Annotated in this window: 13 protein-coding genes; 3 read left to right on the top strand and 10 right to left on the bottom strand. The window is 48.9% G+C overall.

All coding sequences use genetic code 11. The annotated features are described in order from the left end of the window. Positions 1 to 42 precede the first annotated feature (42 nt). The 3 genes from QFZ48_RS01685 to QFZ48_RS01695 are packed head-to-tail and all read right to left on the bottom strand — an operon-like array spanning position 43 to position 2,670. Entirely contained in the window at positions 43 to 1,134 is a 1,092-nt protein-coding gene (locus QFZ48_RS01685; RefSeq protein ID WP_429060858.1) for a hypothetical protein, read from the bottom strand. Beyond that, positions 1,097 to 2,062 (bottom strand): FecR family protein, encoded by a 966-nt coding sequence (locus QFZ48_RS01690; RefSeq protein ID WP_429060859.1) that lies wholly within the window; start codon positions 2,060 to 2,062, stop codon positions 1,097 to 1,099. The genes QFZ48_RS01685 and QFZ48_RS01690 overlap by 38 nt, the downstream gene beginning before the upstream one ends. Then, positions 2,062 to 2,670 carry an RNA polymerase sigma-70 factor gene (locus tag QFZ48_RS01695; RefSeq protein ID WP_429046259.1) on the bottom strand — a complete coding sequence of 203 codons (609 nt, stop codon included), beginning with the start codon at positions 2,668 to 2,670 and terminating at the stop codon, positions 2,062 to 2,064. The genes QFZ48_RS01690 and QFZ48_RS01695 overlap by 1 nt, the downstream gene beginning before the upstream one ends. A gap of 90 nt (positions 2,671 to 2,760) precedes the next feature. Between QFZ48_RS01695 and QFZ48_RS01700 the strand changes: the two genes are divergently transcribed. Both QFZ48_RS01700 and QFZ48_RS01705 read left to right on the top strand, forming a co-directional pair. Beyond that, entirely contained in the window at positions 2,761 to 3,990 is a 1,230-nt protein-coding gene (locus QFZ48_RS01700) for a cytochrome-c peroxidase (protein WP_429060861.1), read from the top strand. Between the two features lie 588 nt (positions 3,991 to 4,578). Beyond that, positions 4,579 to 4,779 carry a hypothetical protein gene (locus tag QFZ48_RS01705; protein WP_429046256.1) on the top strand — a complete coding sequence of 67 codons (201 nt, stop codon included), beginning with the start codon at positions 4,579 to 4,581 and terminating at the stop codon, positions 4,777 to 4,779. Positions 4,780 to 4,786: 7 nt separating this feature from the next. On the opposite strand, the gene QFZ48_RS01710 is transcribed toward QFZ48_RS01705, so the two are convergent. The 6 genes from QFZ48_RS01710 to QFZ48_RS01735 all read right to left on the bottom strand — a co-directional run bounded on the left by QFZ48_RS01710 (position 4,787) and on the right by QFZ48_RS01735 (position 15,599). Next, positions 4,787 to 6,796, bottom strand: a complete 2,010-nt coding sequence (locus QFZ48_RS01710) for a hypothetical protein (protein ID WP_429060862.1) — start codon at positions 6,794 to 6,796, stop codon at positions 4,787 to 4,789. Positions 6,797 to 6,880: 84 nt separating this feature from the next. After that, on the bottom strand, positions 6,881 to 8,008 hold the full coding sequence (locus QFZ48_RS01715) for a family 20 glycosylhydrolase (RefSeq protein WP_429046253.1): 1,128 nt from the start codon (positions 8,006 to 8,008) through the stop codon (positions 6,881 to 6,883). 59 nt (positions 8,009 to 8,067) lie between these two features. Then, positions 8,068 to 9,351 (bottom strand): IPT/TIG domain-containing protein, encoded by a 1,284-nt coding sequence (locus QFZ48_RS01720; RefSeq protein ID WP_429046251.1) that lies wholly within the window; start codon positions 9,349 to 9,351, stop codon positions 8,068 to 8,070. Positions 9,352 to 9,381: 30 nt separating this feature from the next. Then, the gene (locus QFZ48_RS01725) at positions 9,382 to 11,034 is read right to left on the bottom strand and encodes a RagB/SusD family nutrient uptake outer membrane protein (RefSeq protein WP_429046249.1); all 1,653 of its coding nucleotides are present in this window, start codon (positions 11,032 to 11,034) and stop codon (positions 9,382 to 9,384) included. A 22-nt stretch (positions 11,035 to 11,056) separates the two neighbouring features. Then, the gene (locus QFZ48_RS01730) at positions 11,057 to 14,317 is read right to left on the bottom strand and encodes a SusC/RagA family TonB-linked outer membrane protein (protein ID WP_429046247.1); all 3,261 of its coding nucleotides are present in this window, start codon (positions 14,315 to 14,317) and stop codon (positions 11,057 to 11,059) included. A 265-nt stretch (positions 14,318 to 14,582) separates the two neighbouring features. Next, positions 14,583 to 15,599 carry a FecR family protein gene (locus QFZ48_RS01735; RefSeq protein ID WP_429060864.1) on the bottom strand — a complete coding sequence of 339 codons (1,017 nt, stop codon included), beginning with the start codon at positions 15,597 to 15,599 and terminating at the stop codon, positions 14,583 to 14,585. 161 nt (positions 15,600 to 15,760) lie between these two features. On the opposite strand from QFZ48_RS01735, the gene QFZ48_RS01740 reads away from it, so the two are divergent. Next, entirely contained in the window at positions 15,761 to 16,339 is a 579-nt protein-coding gene (locus tag QFZ48_RS01740) for an RNA polymerase sigma factor (RefSeq protein ID WP_429046243.1), read from the top strand. Between the two features lie 34 nt (positions 16,340 to 16,373). On the opposite strand, the gene QFZ48_RS01745 is transcribed toward QFZ48_RS01740, so the two are convergent. Beyond that, positions 16,374 to 17,246 (bottom strand): EamA family transporter, encoded by an 873-nt coding sequence (locus tag QFZ48_RS01745; RefSeq protein ID WP_429046242.1) that lies wholly within the window; start codon positions 17,244 to 17,246, stop codon positions 16,374 to 16,376. Position 17,247: the final 1 nt, after the last annotated feature.

Genomic DNA, 17,247 nt, shown 5'->3' on the forward strand with positions numbered 1-17,247 from the left:
GCTTATTACATGGAGCCGGCTTCTTTTTTATGTTTAATGCAATCATCTTAAGAAACTGTAGAAGATGCCTACCCGGAAACCGATCCATAATTTATTACTGCGGCTTGCATCCGGAGAGAAATTATTGCTGATGGTATAAGGTGGTTTAAAATACTTTACATTAGCGAGTGCCTCACTCTCCTGCTTTCCCAGGGCACGTGGTTTTCCTTCTGTGTAATAGGTTGTTTGCAGGCTATTCAGCGCCACCCCAAACTGAAGCCGCCAATGATCGCCCATTTGTTTTTCCCCTGCCAGGGATAACTTACGTAGCTGTGCTTTCACTGTTTTTTGCAGGAATGCCAGCGAGTCATAGTTCGCTTCCATCCTTCCTGTAGTACCCTGCAGATGTAAACGCCAGTTGTCTGATAAACGTATAGAAGTACCTGCGCCATACCGGAGCATAGAGAAAGAAAAGTTAGTGCTCCAGGAACCGACGAGGTAAAGGAATGGTACTCCTACATGGATGGTTGGATTTACATAAAAAGATTCGTCTGCTACCATCCCTGCGGCGGCATAGGGTTTTAATGCGAATGCCGATTCGCTTCTTTTAGCGCCGGCAGGTGGTGCAGTTATCAGTGGCCTGAAATAGCCGGTATTCTTTTTTATGGCGTCCGGCGCGGGAAATATAACACCTGCCTGTTTGGTAGTCACCGGGGAAACAGGGATGATGACAAAACGGGCAGGTGGTATTACGCGTTCCCGTTTTATCACTACAGGAGCTTTTTTTGTAACAATAAGCGGTGGTGCATCTACAAAAATAATATGACCTCCCAGCACACGGTAATCAATACCGGTATGTTCACGCAGCTCTGTGAGCAACCTTAACAAAGATTGCGTTCCTTTTTTTACATGCACGGTCCTGGAGGTTGGAAACTTCCGTGTGTTCACGGAAAACCGGATGCCGGCCTGTTTGCTGACGAGGGTCAGCAAGGCATCCAGGCGCATATCTGCAACGGGAATGGTTACTTCTTCCTGTAACTTCACGGTGGCTTCCTGAGCAAAAACGGTGGCTGTTAAGAGGGTTAACCCTGCCGCTATAAAAAATTTCGATAGCAGACTAATTACATCCTGCCCCACTGATATATATCCTGTCATGCTCAAATCTACATTGTACATTCAACGTAACTGAAATCACTTCAAATACGTATTGTATTGGTTTATTCTCAAAGGCACTGCTCATGGTGCAGTTCTCCAGGCGTTTATCTTCCAGGATCACTTTAATGTTGTATGCCTTTTCCAGTTGAGTGACAATTTCTTTCAACGACGCATTTTCAAAATTAAAGATCCTGGTGGCATATCCCGTTTTATTGGGATTAAAGGCGCCTGTGATGCTGAAACGCTGGGAGATGGTGTTGTACTCCAGCTGTTGTGCTGCTTTTACTATTATAGCGGTATCTCCCTTGCTGACCAGTACAGCGCCGCTGGTAACCGCTACTTCAATCACGGCTGCCAGTTCACGGACATTAAAGGCAGTGCCTAATACTTTAATGCGCAGGTCCCCCACTGATACTATAAACGGTTTTAACGGATCAGAAGTTACATTGAACCAGGCTTCCCCGGTTAATTGAATGAACCTTGTTTTATCTGCGAGGCCCGGGTTATACTTGATAACCGAATGGCTGTTCACTACTGCCAGGGAGTGGTCCGGCAGGGTATCGCGGTAAATGCCGGTGGTGGTTTGCCTGATCACCAAAGGAGCAACTGCAGGTGATGGCCGCCATATAAAGTAAAGGGTAGCGGCGCCTATCAGCACCAATATGACTGCTGCCATACGCCAGGCGTTCCTTTGCGGTTTATGCCCCACTGTCTTTTGTTTGATTTCATGCAGCAGGAGCGCTTTATCCGGCAGCTGGTGATGCGGGTTGTTCCCGGCTGCGTCCCAGGCTGCTGCTGCTTCGTTGTATAATTTGCGGTGATCCGGGTGCTGCGTGATCCAGTCATCCACGGCCATCGCCTCTTCCGGGGAGGCTTCCCCGGAAAAGTATTTCCCTAATAACCCGTATAACAGCTCCCCGTTGCTCATTATGGTTGTAATAAAAGTAAAATAAATACAGCGATCGTGATGTCCGACAGTTCCGCTCGAAGGATCCGTAAAGCCTTTCCTATCTGGGCTTCTACGGTTTTTACAGAAAGGTCCATTTCTGCCGCAATATCTGCATACTTCTTTCCTTCAAACCTGCTTTTGGTGAAGATCAGCTTACATTGTGGCGGTAATTTTCCGATGCATGCCATGATCCGTTGCTGCGTTTCCTTGCTGACCAGGGCATTCCTGAATTCGCCGGCAGGATGATTGTTGGTTGTTGCGTAATGATCTTTTATTTTTTTATGTCTTTTTATATTAAGACAATAATGGTAGATGGCCGTATACAAATAGGATTTCACCGACTGCTGCCCGTCTATTGTTGTCCTTTTCTCCCATAACTTCAGGAAAACCACCTGTACTGCATCTTTGGCCTCATCATTATCTTTTAGTATAGTGAAGGCATAGCGGTGCAAACCTTCAAAATACGTTTGAAAGTATGTTTCTATCTGCCTGTACAGGTCATCTGCCTTGCCAATATGTGCGTTCAATACAAAACCGGTTACCGTGATTGAAGTGATCGTTCCCTGGTAATACACTTCAGCTTTCAAATCCCCCTATCTGTTTCAAAAAATAATTTTTTAATGGTTCCAGGTAAGGGTAAAAATGAATTAAAGTGTATTAGCCCAAATATCTGTACCATGACGAAAACCATCAGCAAAAGAAATCTCATCTGCCTGATAGCCGGGACAGCCCTTGTTATTTTAAATTCGGTTTCCTGTAAAAAGGAGAACAACGGCGCCAACCCCGCTCCCATACCCAATGAGCCGAACCCGGAGCCTGGCGGAAATGATCCTGGCGCTCCTAACCTGCCCGGTACACTTTACGACTATGTGGGCACCCGCAACAATATGCCTCCTTACATGCAGGCATTTATGAATGCCAATCCTACCCTGGACAATACACCTGTTGGCAATCCTATTACCAATGCAGGAGCTACCCTGGGCAGGGTATTATTTTATGACAAGTCGCTGTCGGTGAATAATACCCGGTCGTGTGGTTCCTGTCACCACCAGGACAAAGCCTTTACCGACGGCGTAGCCACATCCGAAGGATTTGAAGGGAATTTAACCCGGCGTAACAGCATGCCGGTGGTGAATCTCCGCTTCTTCCGGTCGGCCACCATGTTCTGGGACATGCGGGCCAAAGATATTGAAACGCAAACGCTGATGCCTGTCCTGGATCATATAGAAATGGGAATACCTTCCCTCACTGCTCTTGAAACGAAATTAACAGGGATAAGTTACTACCCGGCACTATTTAAAGCTGCTTTCGGAAGCGAAGTGGTTACCTCCGATAAAATAGCCAAAGCAATATCGCAGTTCCTGCGGAGCATTGTATCCTTCAATTCCAGGTATGATCAGGGAGTAGCCATGCAATTCAGCAACTTCAGCGCCTCAGAAAAAAATGGCATGCGGCTGATGCAGGCGGATTTCTGCACCGAATGTCATAGCGACTTCTCCACCGCCGGGGTGGGAAAAAACGCGTCCTACCTCATTGTGGACAACACCGGGGTGAATACCGGGTTTGGCTCCAACAACGGGCTGGAAAGTAACTACACCGACAAAGGTATTGGTGAGATTACCCACAAACCCGCCGATCAGGGTACCTTTAAAATTCCAAGCCTGCGGAATGTGGAGCTGACTGCCCCGTACATGCACGATGGCCGCTTTGCCACACTCGAAGATGCGATAGAACACTATTCTACCGGGATCAAACAAAATCCAAATATCGGTATACAGTTTTCGGGAATACAAAGCGGGGGTTTGGTGTTTTCCGCGAAAGACAAAAACGATATTATTGCTTTTCTTAAAACACTGACTGATCAGTCGCTGGTAACGGAGCCGAAGTATGCGGACCCGTTTAAATGAGATGGAGAGGGCGTTTCATTGAGTGTGAAACGCCTTTTTTTTAAAAAATATGTTAAACCTATATTACTATTTATGTCTTTGTAGTGTACAATTAATGTTATTCTCCTTCTAAAAAATCTATACGTTTGACTAATGATCAGAATAAACTTTGAAGATACATTTGAGCGATAGAAGTTGCCACTGATTTAACGGATATAAAATTCTATTCCAGACTAAAGAACGGAAAATTGATTTTACTAAAAATAGAAATCAGACCTCTGACCGATCCGTTATTGCCAAATGTTTTCAACCTGGCCTTTGGTCCTTTAAATGAAGAAGGAAAAATTAACGACGAGATTAAGGTTAATCACTCAAATATCGGCAAATGTTCTCGACGGTCTTATTGTTTGCCTTAAGCTTTCTGCGGAAAAATAATTCATCGACCATTGGCGTAGATGGATCTAATGATATACGTGCATATTTGTATCACAGGATGTTTCTAACCAATAAAAATTATCTCTGCGACGTTATTATAACAATTGGAGTAGATTGGTATGTAGGATTCATTTAAACAACTGATTATTCAATAAAAAACCATAATTTCGACATATGACGAAGAATATCCAACAAAAATTAGATAAAATCATTCAGTTTGCAGCAAGCTCCGGCAAGGCTGTCAGGCCGGTTGAGGATACGTCCACGCAACGTTTAAGCAACGATAGCCTTTCCATGTCTATCAGAAATAAAAAGGAAGCTGATTTATTTCTCGCAGAATTAAACGCTGTCATAAAAACCGCCCGCTATAAATAACCTGGAATCACTTCCCCGGCTTCAGCTCCAGCACCTTCACCTGGAATGGCGCCAGTTCAAGTATAATCGTTTTCTCACTATCCATCTCTTCTTCTTTTACATCTTCTGTAACATTCAAAACAGCAAACCTGGTATGATAGCCAACCGGCAATTCCAGCACTTCTTTTAGATTGAAAGTAATTCTTTTTGTTCCGGGAGATGGGTTCCTCCATGTTAAGATGCCTTCCTGTTGGTTCCATGCGGCAAAGCCATACACCTCCTGTTTGCCGGGGTCACCGCCCATCCAGTGTGCATCGGATAATACATCCCGGTGCTTTTCGGACCAGCGCATGGCTTTGGCCAATACATTCCAGCTGTTGCTGCTCATCAGGTGCGGATTGATATACAGCTCCTGCATGCCGGTGCCGGTGCCAAAAAACTCCCAGATATCTTCCGCAATGCCTTTATCGTCGTTGGTAAAACCTGCGCCCACGCCATTTTCATTATTGATTACCACGCCGTGATACATCATAGCGTTGAGCGGATATAATTTTGCGCGTTGTACTACATTTTTATATACTTCCGCATCGCGGTAGTTGATCCATTGCTGCCTTTTGGTGCCGGCGCCCAGTACATCCATATCGCCGCCGGCGCGCCAGATGGCGTCGCCATAATTGAGCCAGTAAGGAGAAGGCCAGGTGCCTACCGTTAAATTAAAGAAGAGGTCGGGTTTTATTTTGCGCAGATCGGTGATGACGCGTAAAAATGCTTCCACATCTTTAGCGTACTTCTCTCCTGCCCCGCTGGCGCCATTACCAGCGCCTACGCCGTCGAATTTAAAGCTCACCACACCCTGGTCTTTCACAAAACCGGTGGTTAGTTTTTTAAAGTAGCGGAAGTAATTTTTATCCGCCAGGCTAAGGCCATTTTCATTGGGCGTAAAGGGAAGGCCGAGCGTTTTAATGCTGGCAAGGCGACTGATCTTTTCCTGGTCGTAGCCGCCCCAGGGAGACACCCATACGCCCATGGCAGCATGATATTTAGCCGCCAGTGCTTCCATATTCTTAAACCCGTTGGGCAGGTGCCTGCTGAAATACCAGAGTTTATTGTAATCATCCCAGCCGCTGTCCCAAAGGAAAGCGCTGATCTTTGCTTTGCGTTTTACGACGAGGCTGTCGCCAAACATGCGGATACGGTCCATTGCGTTGGCTTCGGTAATTTCCCGGCCGTCGTAACCTGCATCGTACCAGGAGTTGTAATGTGGAAAAGGACGATAAGGTACCGCGCGCACTTTTTCCAGGTAGTAAAGGAAACCGCGACGGAGCTGTGTTTCCGGGGTAACGCCCCAGGCCGTGCTCACGTCAAACCCGTTGCCGGAGCGCAGCGTGGCAGATGCCGCCACGCTGCTTTGAATACCTTTATCTGTTACACGTCCCTGTGCCATCGGGTGTTCCAGCGCAAAGAAACTGTTGCCGGCTATAACCGGCGAACCGTCCACAGTGCCGGAAAGCTGCGGCTGATAGGCCGATGGAACATTTACCAGTAACAGATCGTCCACAGCCGACGAAGGATCGGTGATATGGAAATGCTGCTGAATGAAGTTACAGTCGTTGTGCAACGTGATCCGCCAGATCACCTGAATATTCTTTACAGTATTTACCAATGTAAAGCTGAGCTGCTTACCGGGCAGGCGCGCTATCAACCGTACTGCGGTTGGTGAAGCAGTGATGTTACCGGCGTCTTTTGTGCTTACCTGGAAATCAGCGGCGGTTAATACGGTTCCATCTTTCAATTTTAATTCAAACAAACTATGTTGCGGAAAAGAGAATGCTTTAGCACGCAGCTTATCCGTAAACGTTACCTGTTGCAGGTGGTTCTTCAACACGTTTATTTTTACTTCCAGTATATTATTCCCCAGTGTATTGGCAGCGGGTTGCACCACTGCCACGGCGGGCGTTTTGCCAGCGTAATATACCTGGGCAGATAACGCCAGCCGGGATAGCAATAAGATGGCAATAGAAACGGATCTTCTTTTCATGGCTTGTGCTGTTGAACGGAGGATAATGTTAGGCGATTTCACCCGGCTTTTCCAGCACAAACGATTGCGTGAAATAGCAGTATGCTACATCTTTTCTTTTTTCCGGATCTCTGCAAACAATGCTTTAAAGGTATCTGCATTATCCTGTGTTGGTTTGCGCACACCTTTTCGGTTGTAGTAGGCATCAATAAATTCTTTTGTATTTACCCACATGGTTTCGAATACGCCGGGCATCCGTTCAGATAACGTATAGGAAAAATCTGCCCGCAGCGCGTTTTTCCGGGCGGCATATACCTGTTCCAGTTGTGCCAGCGCCACGTCTTTTTTTCCGCAGGCGGAAGGCAATACATGGAATCCTTTGATGGCAAAGTAAGCCGGGGTGGGCGGTGCATCTTCATATTTCCAGTCGCAGATCATGATATCTTTCGGGATCAGGTCTATAGCCCTGGCGGTATTGTTCATACTGGCCTGCCATCCGAGCAGGTTGGTTTCTTTTCCGTCTATCAGGCGGTCGCTCCACATCCACAGCTGGCAATTTTTTTCTTTGAGATGCTGATGCAAGGCGTTTACATAGCCTGCAAACAGTTCGGCTTTGTCGCGGCCCCCGCAGCGGGGGCACTTATCATAGCCTAGGATCCACACCTCATCAAGTCCCACGTGAAGCGCATCGGCGCCGCATACATCGATGAGTTCATCCATCAGGGGGAAAATGATCTTGAACAGGTCGGGGTGCAGCGGGCATAGGCTTTTGCTGTAGAAGTCGAACATACCGCCGTTTTTCCAGGGCACCGGCGGATTATAGTCCGGTGATTCGTCGAGCTGCGGGTAATTTTTCAGCAACGGTCCCATTTCTGTTTGTTCCGACTGGTGGGCCAGCAGGTTCATGGTAGGGATAAAGCGGATACCGGCTTCCTTGCAGGCGGCTACAATCTGTTTGAGGTCTGTTTCCGAAATCGCGTTGCGCTCGGCGAGTTCGGGATGCGATTTAAACTGGTATGCATATTCAATCCGTAACGCCAGTGTGTTTACCCCTTCTGCCTTCAAGGCTTCTTTGATAAAGCGGCACAGCAGCGGCACATCCTGGGGAGCTGGCACGCTGAGCAGCAGCCCTTTTACAGGCAATACGTTCCATTTGAAATCTTTTGGTGTTTGCGACATGGCAGTTGCAGGCAACAGCCATAGGGCTATATAAAACAGGACTTGTTTGAACATTACTGAACATTTAATTATCTGAGAAAAGTGGCGGCCCGAAAACGGGCCGCCACTGCTACTTATTCTGCCGTTACTTTGCGGATACGGTTATTGTTGCGGTCGAGCACATACACTACGCCGTCTTTGTCAACTGCCACGCCGGTAGGTGCGTTGAACAGCGCTGCTGCGCCGGCGCCATCCGCAAATCCTGCGGTGCTGCCGCCTATATAGGTGCTTACTTCCCAGGCGTTAGCAGTGATGAAGCGGATGCATTGGTTGCTGTTAACAGAAGATCCGTCGGCACTGCCGTTACCGGCTACGAACAGGTTGTTGGCTTTGTCCACGATAATACTCCAGGGATTTTCAAAACGTGCAGCGGTACCGGTACCATTTACCAGGCCGGTTTGATTTTCCGCGCCGGCGATGATAGTGGGCGCCCAGTTACCTGCAGCAAACTTTTTGATCACGGAGTTTCCATTCTCTGTTACAAATAAATTCCCTTTGTCATCTACCGCTACATCAGCGGGTCTGTTTAGCCCGGTGATGATGGGTGTAACGCTGCTGCCATCAGGCGTTACCTGATAAATGCTGCCAGGGCTGCCGTTGTTGGCGTAGTACAGGGTGCCGTTGCGTTTATCGATGCCAATTCCCCAGGCTTCGCCCCAGCAAATGCGGGAGGTGGTACCATCGGGTGTGATTTTGCGGATGGTCCATGCGGAAGGATCGGATACGAATACATTCCCGCTGTTATCGGTTACAATATCAAAGGGAAGATAGAACTGTGCGGCGGGGCCTTTGCCTTCCACATAGCCGGAAGTGCCGCTGCCGGCGAGTGTGGTGACGGCGCCATCGGGTGCAATTTTTCTCACGCGTAAGTTGCCTGCATCGGCTACATATACGTTTCCGTTATCGTCTACATCGAGGCCGCAGCGTTTATCAAAATTAAAAGCGGCGTTTGTGCCTTTGCCATCGGAGTAGCCTGCCGCGCCGTTGCCTGCCAGGGTGGTTACTTTATAGGAAGATAAATACTGGAAGTCTTTGGGAGCGGTGCCTGCTTTGCCGTTAATGGTTACGACTACTTTACCGCTGCCAGCTTTTTCCGGGATTACTACCAGGATATGATCGCTGATAATGCCGGTGATAAGGGCTTTTTTGCCATTCACCGTAACGGTCACCCCATTGGTATCTTTACTGAAATTGGTTCCATAGATCAGCACTTCCGTGCCGGCGGCGCCGGTTTCCGGTGTAAATTTATCCACTACCACCGGTGCGTTGTTATCGTGTTCGAAATCGTTGTCTTTGTTACAGGCAGCGGCTGTAAACAACAGCCATACTGCCAGTAAGCGGTATATTATCGTTTTCATTCTTTTAAATTTAGGGAGATGTAGAACGCTTTACCAGCCTTTATTCTGCGTAAACTCAGGATTCTGGCTGCTTACCTTATCCATTTCACTTTGCGGAATGGGAAGCCAGTAATTTTTACCCGGATCGAACACCCTTTTTTCTATTATGGGGTAGCGGTAGGAAACATTGCCGGTGCCGCTAACGGCTACGCCGTGTACTTCTTTATTATCCACCTGTTCAGCGGTTTTCCAGCGGCGCACATCCCAGAAGCGATGATCTTCCAATGCCAGTTCTATTCTTCTTTCATGCCGGATCTTTTCGCGCAGCGTTTCTTTGGTTCCACCGCTGACACCCGGCATACCGGCCCTGGTGCGGATTGCATTGAGGGCATTGTATACTTCTGTTGCGGGGCCTGCGGCTTCATTTTGTGCCTCCGCGTAGTTGAGATAAAGTTCCGCGGTTCTGATGAGTACCCATTTGCGGTCGCTGCCACCGGTGCCTGCGAACAGGTCGACCGAAGGGAGGAGATATTTCCGTGGCCAGTAGTTGGTGGCAATCTGGCCGGAACGCGGTGCATCGGCCCCGTTCGGATCCAGCACCTTTCCTTTCCAGGAACAGCCGGGATACAGGATGGTAGCATAAAAGCGGGGATCCCTCCCATCGTAAGGACGTTGCGCGCTGTAGCCGGAAGCGGGATCTTTAATGGAAAGGCCGGTGGTTTTCATTTCGTAATCATCTACCAGTTCCTGCAGCGGCGTAATGTTGCCGTAGCCGTTGGCGCTGCGGGGATTCATTTCCCGGTCAATACCACCATCGCCGAAAGCGCCGGGCGCGGGGCGGCTCCAGATCACTTCACGGTTGAAGTATTGGGTGAAGATATCGCCGTAGCTGTCGTACAGCGTGTAACCGTTGGCGATAGCAGTGTCCAGTGCGGCCTTGCAGGCGGTTGCGGCAGCCTGCCAGCGGGCGGCATTGTTGCCTGCATTGTAGAGCGGGCTGGCGTAAAACAGCCGTACGCGGCCTTCCAGCGCCAGTGCAATCATTTTGGAGGCACGGCCCCAGTTGGAAGGGCGATCGTTGTAAGCCACCGGCAACAAAGTGCCGGCTTCCTGCAGGTCGTTGAGGATGCTGGCAGTTACTTCATCGATGCTGTTGCGTTTGTAGTAAATGCCTGTTGGATCATCAAACGGATTTTTTTCCGACAGCAGCAGTGGTACGCCGCCCCAGGCGCGCATCAGTTCAAAATAGTAGAAGGCGCGCAGGGTGAGCACTTCTCCTTTAAGGCGGCTACGGCGTTGCGGATAGTTAGGATCCTGGGGCACGAGGTCGTACTGCGCAAGGAACTTATTACACGAACGGATCTTGCCATAATAGTCGGCCCAGGAGCTCTGCATCGGGAAGTTGGCAGGGCTCATGGAGCCGGTGTTGAAATTGCCGGCATCGGGATAAGAAGCGGAATTATCGCTGGCCTGGTTGGTTTCGTCGGTGGCACTGCTGAGCGGCCATGCCGACCCGGGCTTAAAAATATTGGGTAAGCTTTGGTAGATAGTATTCACAAACTTTTCGGCGTTTTCAATATTTGAAAACACTTCTTTTTCAGTGATCAGATCACTGGGCTTCCTGTCCAGGTAATTCTTACCGCAGGCAGTAACACACATGATCAGTACTGCTGCTATCCCTGTTTTAACGAAGAACGTATTCATGATTTTAATTTATCACAGGTGATTAAAGATTGATGGTGATGCCGGCATTATATACGCGCATAATCGGATAAGGCTGCCAGCCCCAGCGGCCGCCGGTATTGGATTCCGGATCTATCCCCAGTTCCTTCACATTATCCCAGCTGATGAGGTTCATACCATTCACATAGATGCGTGCGCTTTTAATTTTTACCTTTTTCAGGAGGTGCGCCGGCAGGCGGTATCCTATCTCAGCATTCTTTAATTTAACATAGTCGGTGTTCCTGATCCAGTAAGTAGAACTGACCGAGTTATTGGCCATATTACTTTCCGATAAGTGTAAAACAGGATAGGTGGCTTTGTCGGCGTTTTCCGGCGTCCACCTGTTCAGGTGCATGGGCCGGTAGCTTTCGCGGAAGTTGCCGGTGAGCTGCGAAGAGTAGATCTGGCGTCCGCCGCCTGCGCCCTGGAACAGCACACTTACATCCAGGCCTTTATAGTCGATGCCGAAGGTGGCCCCGAAATAACTGGTGGGTACATTCATCATGGGTAGCATGATCCTGTCGGCTTCATTGATCACGCCATCTTTATTGATGTCGGTGTACTTGATGTCGCCGGGGATGAGTGGTGAAAAAGTTTGCTGCGGGCTTTTATTGATTTCATCCTGGTTGCGGAACAGTCCTTCTGCCACGTAGCCGAGATCGTACCCGATAGGATGGCCTACTGCGCTCTGGTAAGGATATGCCAGTTTGGGTTCATCCATCTCCAGTATTTTATTTTTTACATACTGGTAATTCAATTTTGAAAAGACGCCTACTGCGCCGATGTTGGAATTTACATTCAGTTCTGCTTCCACACCTTTATTGCGGATACGGCCCATATTACGGTTCAGTGATGCGGTGATACCGAGATAAGCAGGGATGGTGCCGGCGTAGGTAAGGATATCTTTACGCAGTTCATTAAAAATATCTACCGAAAACTTCACTTTATCTTTCAGAAATCCTGTTTCAATACCGAGGTTTGTTTTGGCTGCTTTCTCCCAGGTGATGGCGGTGTTGCCCACCCTGTTTTCATAATAGCCGCCGGCGCCGGTGCCCACGCTGCCAAAAGTAAAGCCATCGCCGCGGGCGTAATCAGATACATATAACCAGCGGTCGCCGCCTACCTGGTCGTTACCCACATAACCGTGTGAGAAACGCATTTTCAGGTAACTGAACAACGACTGGCCGCTCATGAATTGTTCATTACTCAGCACCCAGGCTGCAGAAAGCGCCGGGAAAAATCCGTACCGTTTACCGGGAGGAAAGTTCTCGGAGCCATTGTAACCGGCGTTGAATTCGAGGTAGTAGCGGGTAGCGTAATTGTAAGCAATCCTGCCTACAAAGCCTTCGTATACCCGTGGGAGGTTGCCCGACTGGGAGCGGTAATTGCGGTTGAACAGGAGCAAGCCTCCGAGTGAGTGTTTACCAAAATCGCGGTCGTACATCACTTTCAGATCGTAGTAGTAATATCTTTCGCCGCTGGAATAACCGGAGCGCTGTAAACTGGTGGCCTTACGGTGCTGGGTATACGTACCATCTGCACCGGGCACTGATTTGTAACGGTAGGAATCAAAGTCCTGGTCCAGTGCAAAGTTGATATCGCCATAGTTCTCGAAAGTAAAGAGTCCTTTTACTTTCAGTCCGGGTGTGATAAAGTCCAGTTTTCGGGTGAGTGCCACACTGCCGTTGGTGCTATGCCAATAGGCATCGATATAACCGTTGCGGGTAAGTACGCCATACAGGTTGTAGAAATCTTCCCGCATGGTACCGGAGGCGATAGAGCCATCGGGGTTAAACACCGGTGTAAGGCGGTTGGTCATCTGCGACAGCAGTACCCAGAAAAATTCATTATTGCCACGGTCCGCAGAAGGACTGGTACGGTTTTCCAGGCGGGAGGCCAGGTCTACCTGCAGGTCGGTATTTTTATCGAGGGTGATATCCACGTTGGAGCGGAAATTAAAGCGGTCGTATTTGTATTTGATGCCGTAGATATTTTCATTGGCGTGGTTGTATACCGGCTCCTGGCGCAGGTAAGAACCCGATACAAAATATTTCACAAATTTGGAACCACCACCGATATTGATGTTCACTGTTTTCTGCGGGGAATAGTCCCGGATGATTTCCTTGTACCAGTCGGTATTTGGATAGTCATAAGGTTTCAGTCCTGTTTTATAATATTCCAGTTCCTGGTCGGTGAATACCGCCGGCATGCCATCATTTTTGGCGGCTTCATTTTCCAGCAGGCCGGATTGGTAAGAATCGAGGAAGCGGGGAAAATTGGTAGGCTGCTGCAAGGCATACTGCATGTTCACCTGGATGTTGGGCGGGCCGTCTTTACCGCGTTTGGTGGTCACCAGCACGATACCGTTGGCGCCCTGTATACCGTATAATGCAGTAGAGGAAGCGTCTTTCAGGATAGAAACGGATTCTATTTCGTTGGGGTCCAGCTGACCGATATTGGCATCGCCGCGGGGCAGGCCATCTATTACCACGAGCGGGTTGGTGGCGCCGGTGGTGCTGATCCCACGGATAAACAGCTGTGAGTCGTCGCTGCCGGGGCGGCCGGAGTGCTGCGCCGTGATGAGGCCGGGTAATCTTCCGGCCAGTGCGTTCGATAGGTTGGCTACCGGGCTTTGTTTCAGTTCTTTTGTTTGTATGCTGGACACAGCGCCGGTGATGCTTTGCCGTGTTTGTTTTTGTCCGTATCCCAGTACCACTACTTCATTCAAACCTGCATCGGAAGATTTCAGTGTTATGACGGCCAGCTGCGCGTTGCCTTTCACGGCGATTTCCCTTGTTTCAAATCCCAGGTAGGAGATGATGAGGACGCCGTTTTCCGGGACGGTTATTTTAAAGTTGCCGTCAACATCGGTGGTGGTACCACGACTGGTCCCTTTCAGCTGGATGCTTACGCCGGGCAGCTCGGGGCCATTTTCCGCCGTTACCTTACCGGTTACCGTGATATCGGCCGTACTTTCCGAGATGGCTACCAGTCCGCCTTCCAGCATTTTATACCGTAAATTTTTCGCCAGCACTTTATCCAGGATCTCCGGCAGGGTGGCTTCTTTGAAGTTGACATCTACCTTTTCATCTTTCGGAAAAGTTTTGTAGTTGTACAGAAACCGGTAGTCACTTTTCGTTTCCACCCACTCCAGCAGCTTATGCAGGGCAATTTGCCGGCTGTTGAGCGTGAATTTGCTTTGCGAATACACTTCGGCGCGCACCTGTAAAATTGAAGCAGTAATAAGGATGAGACAAAGCTTCATACACAAGAATATTTTTCTCACTGAATAGTTGGAAAGGGCTGTTTTTGAACACAGCTTTTTTTTCATACATTTGAAATTGAACGTTAGACATTAGAAACAACGGGCATCCCGCACGGATTACGTTGTTTCGTACCATGTTTGGCTTTAGGGGAAGTGTTGCCGCACTTCCCTTTTTTTTATGGGCGGAAGGAGTGGTTATACAGGTTCGGTGGGAACCGGGAATATTTTTTTCATCGTGTTACTGTTTGTTTTATGATCTGGTTGATTAATGATGTATAAAGATGGTATCTCCCTTTATAGTGAAATTAAAATCGGCAGTGACCTGTAATGCTTTGAGCGCTTCTGTAACGGATTCTTTCTTGAACGTGCCTTTGAAGCGGTAGTCTGCCGGGAAGGTATCTGTTAAGATAATTTTACGGTTGTACCAGCGGCTCATTAAGATGGCCAGTTCCGGGAAGGATTTGTCTTTGAATTCCAGGCGGTCGTCCATCCATACCAGTTCGCTTACCTTTTTGCTGGTCACATTTGGCGTTATTGTTTCCACAATGGCCAGTACGCTGCCCCAGTCGAGAATACGGCCATTTGTTACCGGCGTCGTTTTACCCTTCTTCCTGATGGTGAGTTTTTCACCGGGCGCCAGTACCAGCTTTTTATCCGGATGCCCGCTAAGGCTTACTGCCACGCGGCCGTCTACCAGCGTGGTTTCCATGCTTTCATCGGTTTGGTAGGCTTTTACGTTAAAGCGGGTGCCCAGTACCTGCACGTCCACGCCCGACGTATGAATGGTGAAGGGGTGTGTTTCCTTTGGCTTTACTTCAAAAAAGGCCTCTCCTTTCAGGTATACTTCCCTGCTGCTGTTGCCGATGTTAGCCGGATAGGTAAGGTGACTGCTTACATTGAGCCATACCTGCGTGCCATCTTCCAGTTGTATTTTTTTGCGGATGCCGTCTTTTGTATCTGCCGACAGCTGCCTGTTAACGCGGGGAAGCAGCGTCCAGATGCCGGCGCCGGCCACCAGGAACAGTATGGCTGCGGCGATACGCCATCCCCGTTGTTTGAGCGGGTGGATTTTTGCGCGTGGCGGCTCCACCCATTCCCCTTCCTGTTTCAGCCTGCCGGTAATGTCGTGGTACATCTGCAGCAGATCGGGCTGCGGATCGCTGCCAGGCGCTTTTGCGGACTGGTATGTTTCATACCAGGCTTCCAGGGCATTCCGTTCCTCTTCAGTACCCCTGCCCTGCAGGTATTTTTCCAGTAATCCTATCAGTTGTTGATCACTCATTATTTTGGTTGTCTGCAGTATAGACACAGCAGTGAAAGGCTACCCTACCCCCTGGTATAAATTTATTTTTTCGGGGCGTTTTATGTGGTGCGTCCTTTTTTTTATATCTTATGCTTTTTAAGGGCAGCCGGCAATCATGTGATCCGGCTTAAGTGGTAAGCATGACGGAGTATATTGCATTACAGGATGAAGCTTTACTGGCACTACTGGCGAACAATGATAATAAGGCTTTTGAAGTCTTATACCAGCGCCATGCAGCGGAACTGTATCAACATGCATACAAGAAATTCCCGGCGCCTCATCTGCTGGAAGATATGATCCAGGAAATTTTTATCTCCCTGTATAAAAAACGCGCTACCCTTACCGGCATTAAAAACGCCAAAGCATACCTGCATGGCGCACTGCGCAACAGAATCCTGAATGAACTGCGGAATTCGCTGCTGCATGAGCAGCACCACCAACAACTTCCCGTAACTACTACCGCCGAAACAGATAATACCTACGATCTGAAATTACTGGAACAGCGGTTTGCGCTGGCGCTGGATAAATTAACGGAGCGCAGCCGGGAAATATTCCTGCTGAGCCGCCGGGACCATTTGTCCAATAAAGAAATCGCGCTGCGTTTAGGCATCTCTGTTAAGGCAGTGGAAAAGCACATGGGAAAATCGTTGCAGGTAATGCGCGGGGAGTTTAAAGACTATGGCCTGGTAATAGTGCTTTCAGCGATCTTCTACCAGTAAAAAAAGAACCGGGCAAGATGCCCGGTCTCCTCTTCTATTTGCGGAAATAACGCGCATTCAGCAGCAGCATTGATAACAACATGAGCGCAACTCCTGCCCATTGCAGGCCGTTCACCGGTTCCAGCAGGATGAAATGCGAGCACACAATGGCCACCGGCAACTCGGCGGTCATGATCACCGCGCTGATCCCTGCCCCTACCTTGGGGATTCCTTTGGCAAACAGCAACGGCGGAATAATGGTTCCAAAAAGCGACAGGAACAGCGCCCATTTCAGCAGACCCGTATCGAAGTGGGTACTGGCCAACAGTTGCGGTGCGTTTACCAGGAAAATACATAGCGTGGAGCCAGTGATGATGACCGCACTTTTCTTACCGGTATCCAGCGATTTGCCTACGCGGCTGTTGGCAATGATATACACGGCATATAAAAAAGCAGATGCGCCGGCATACAACAATCCTTTTACAGACAAGCCGGAAAGACTGCCACCGGCCAACCCACTGCCCAGCCAGGTGCCCACCAGGATCAGTATGGTGGTGATAAGCTGTAATAAGGAAGGTATCTTTTTAAACAGCAATGCTTCCATCAACAAACCTATCCAGGTAAATTGCATCAGGATTACGATAGCTACCGATGCCGGTATATAGGCTACCGACACATAATATACGAAACTGGTAAGGCCAATACCGCCGCCTGTCAACAGCAGCCAGGCCCAATCACCTGGCTTCACCCGGTGGCGTTGCCGCCGGGTAAGGAGATACAGGATCCACAAAACGATCATGCCTGTGCAGGCCTGTGTAACGGATATTTCCGCGGCTGTATAGCCTTCGCGGTAGGCTAATTTTACAAAAGTAGAAAGGATGCCGAAGCTGCATGCGCCGGCAAAAACCATTAATATATACCTGGTCATT

The sequence above is a fragment of the Chitinophaga sp. W2I13 genome (genome assembly GCF_050434005.1).
GTDB lineage: Bacteria > Bacteroidota > Bacteroidia > Chitinophagales > Chitinophagaceae > Chitinophaga.

Bases quoted from the DNA above. Each gene is read 5' to 3' on its own strand.
- QFZ48_RS01685 (WP_429060858.1), bottom strand. From the start codon at position 1,134: ATGACAGGATATATATCAGTGGGGCAGGATGTAATTAGTCTGCTATCG.
- QFZ48_RS01690 (WP_429060859.1), bottom strand. From the start codon at position 2,062: ATGAGCAACGGGGAGCTGTTATACGGGTTATTAGGGAAATACTTTTCC.
- QFZ48_RS01700 (WP_429060861.1), top strand. From the start codon at position 2,761: ATGACGAAAACCATCAGCAAAAGAAATCTCATCTGCCTGATAGCCGGG.
- QFZ48_RS01705 (WP_429046256.1), top strand. From the start codon at position 4,579: ATGACGAAGAATATCCAACAAAAATTAGATAAAATCATTCAGTTTGCA.
- QFZ48_RS01710 (WP_429060862.1), bottom strand. From the start codon at position 6,796: ATGAAAAGAAGATCCGTTTCTATTGCCATCTTATTGCTATCCCGGCTG.
- QFZ48_RS01715 (WP_429046253.1), bottom strand. From the start codon at position 8,008: ATGTTCAAACAAGTCCTGTTTTATATAGCCCTATGGCTGTTGCCTGCA.
- QFZ48_RS01720 (WP_429046251.1), bottom strand. From the start codon at position 9,351: ATGAAAACGATAATATACCGCTTACTGGCAGTATGGCTGTTGTTTACA.
- QFZ48_RS01725 (WP_429046249.1), bottom strand. From the start codon at position 11,034: ATGAATACGTTCTTCGTTAAAACAGGGATAGCAGCAGTACTGATCATG.
- QFZ48_RS01730 (WP_429046247.1), bottom strand. From the start codon at position 14,317: ATGAAGCTTTGTCTCATCCTTATTACTGCTTCAATTTTACAGGTGCGC.
- QFZ48_RS01735 (WP_429060864.1), bottom strand. From the start codon at position 15,599: ATGAGTGATCAACAACTGATAGGATTACTGGAAAAATACCTGCAGGGC.
- QFZ48_RS01740 (WP_429046243.1), top strand. From the start codon at position 15,761: ATGACGGAGTATATTGCATTACAGGATGAAGCTTTACTGGCACTACTG.
- QFZ48_RS01745 (WP_429046242.1), bottom strand. From the start codon at position 17,246: ATGACCAGGTATATATTAATGGTTTTTGCCGGCGCATGCAGCTTCGGC.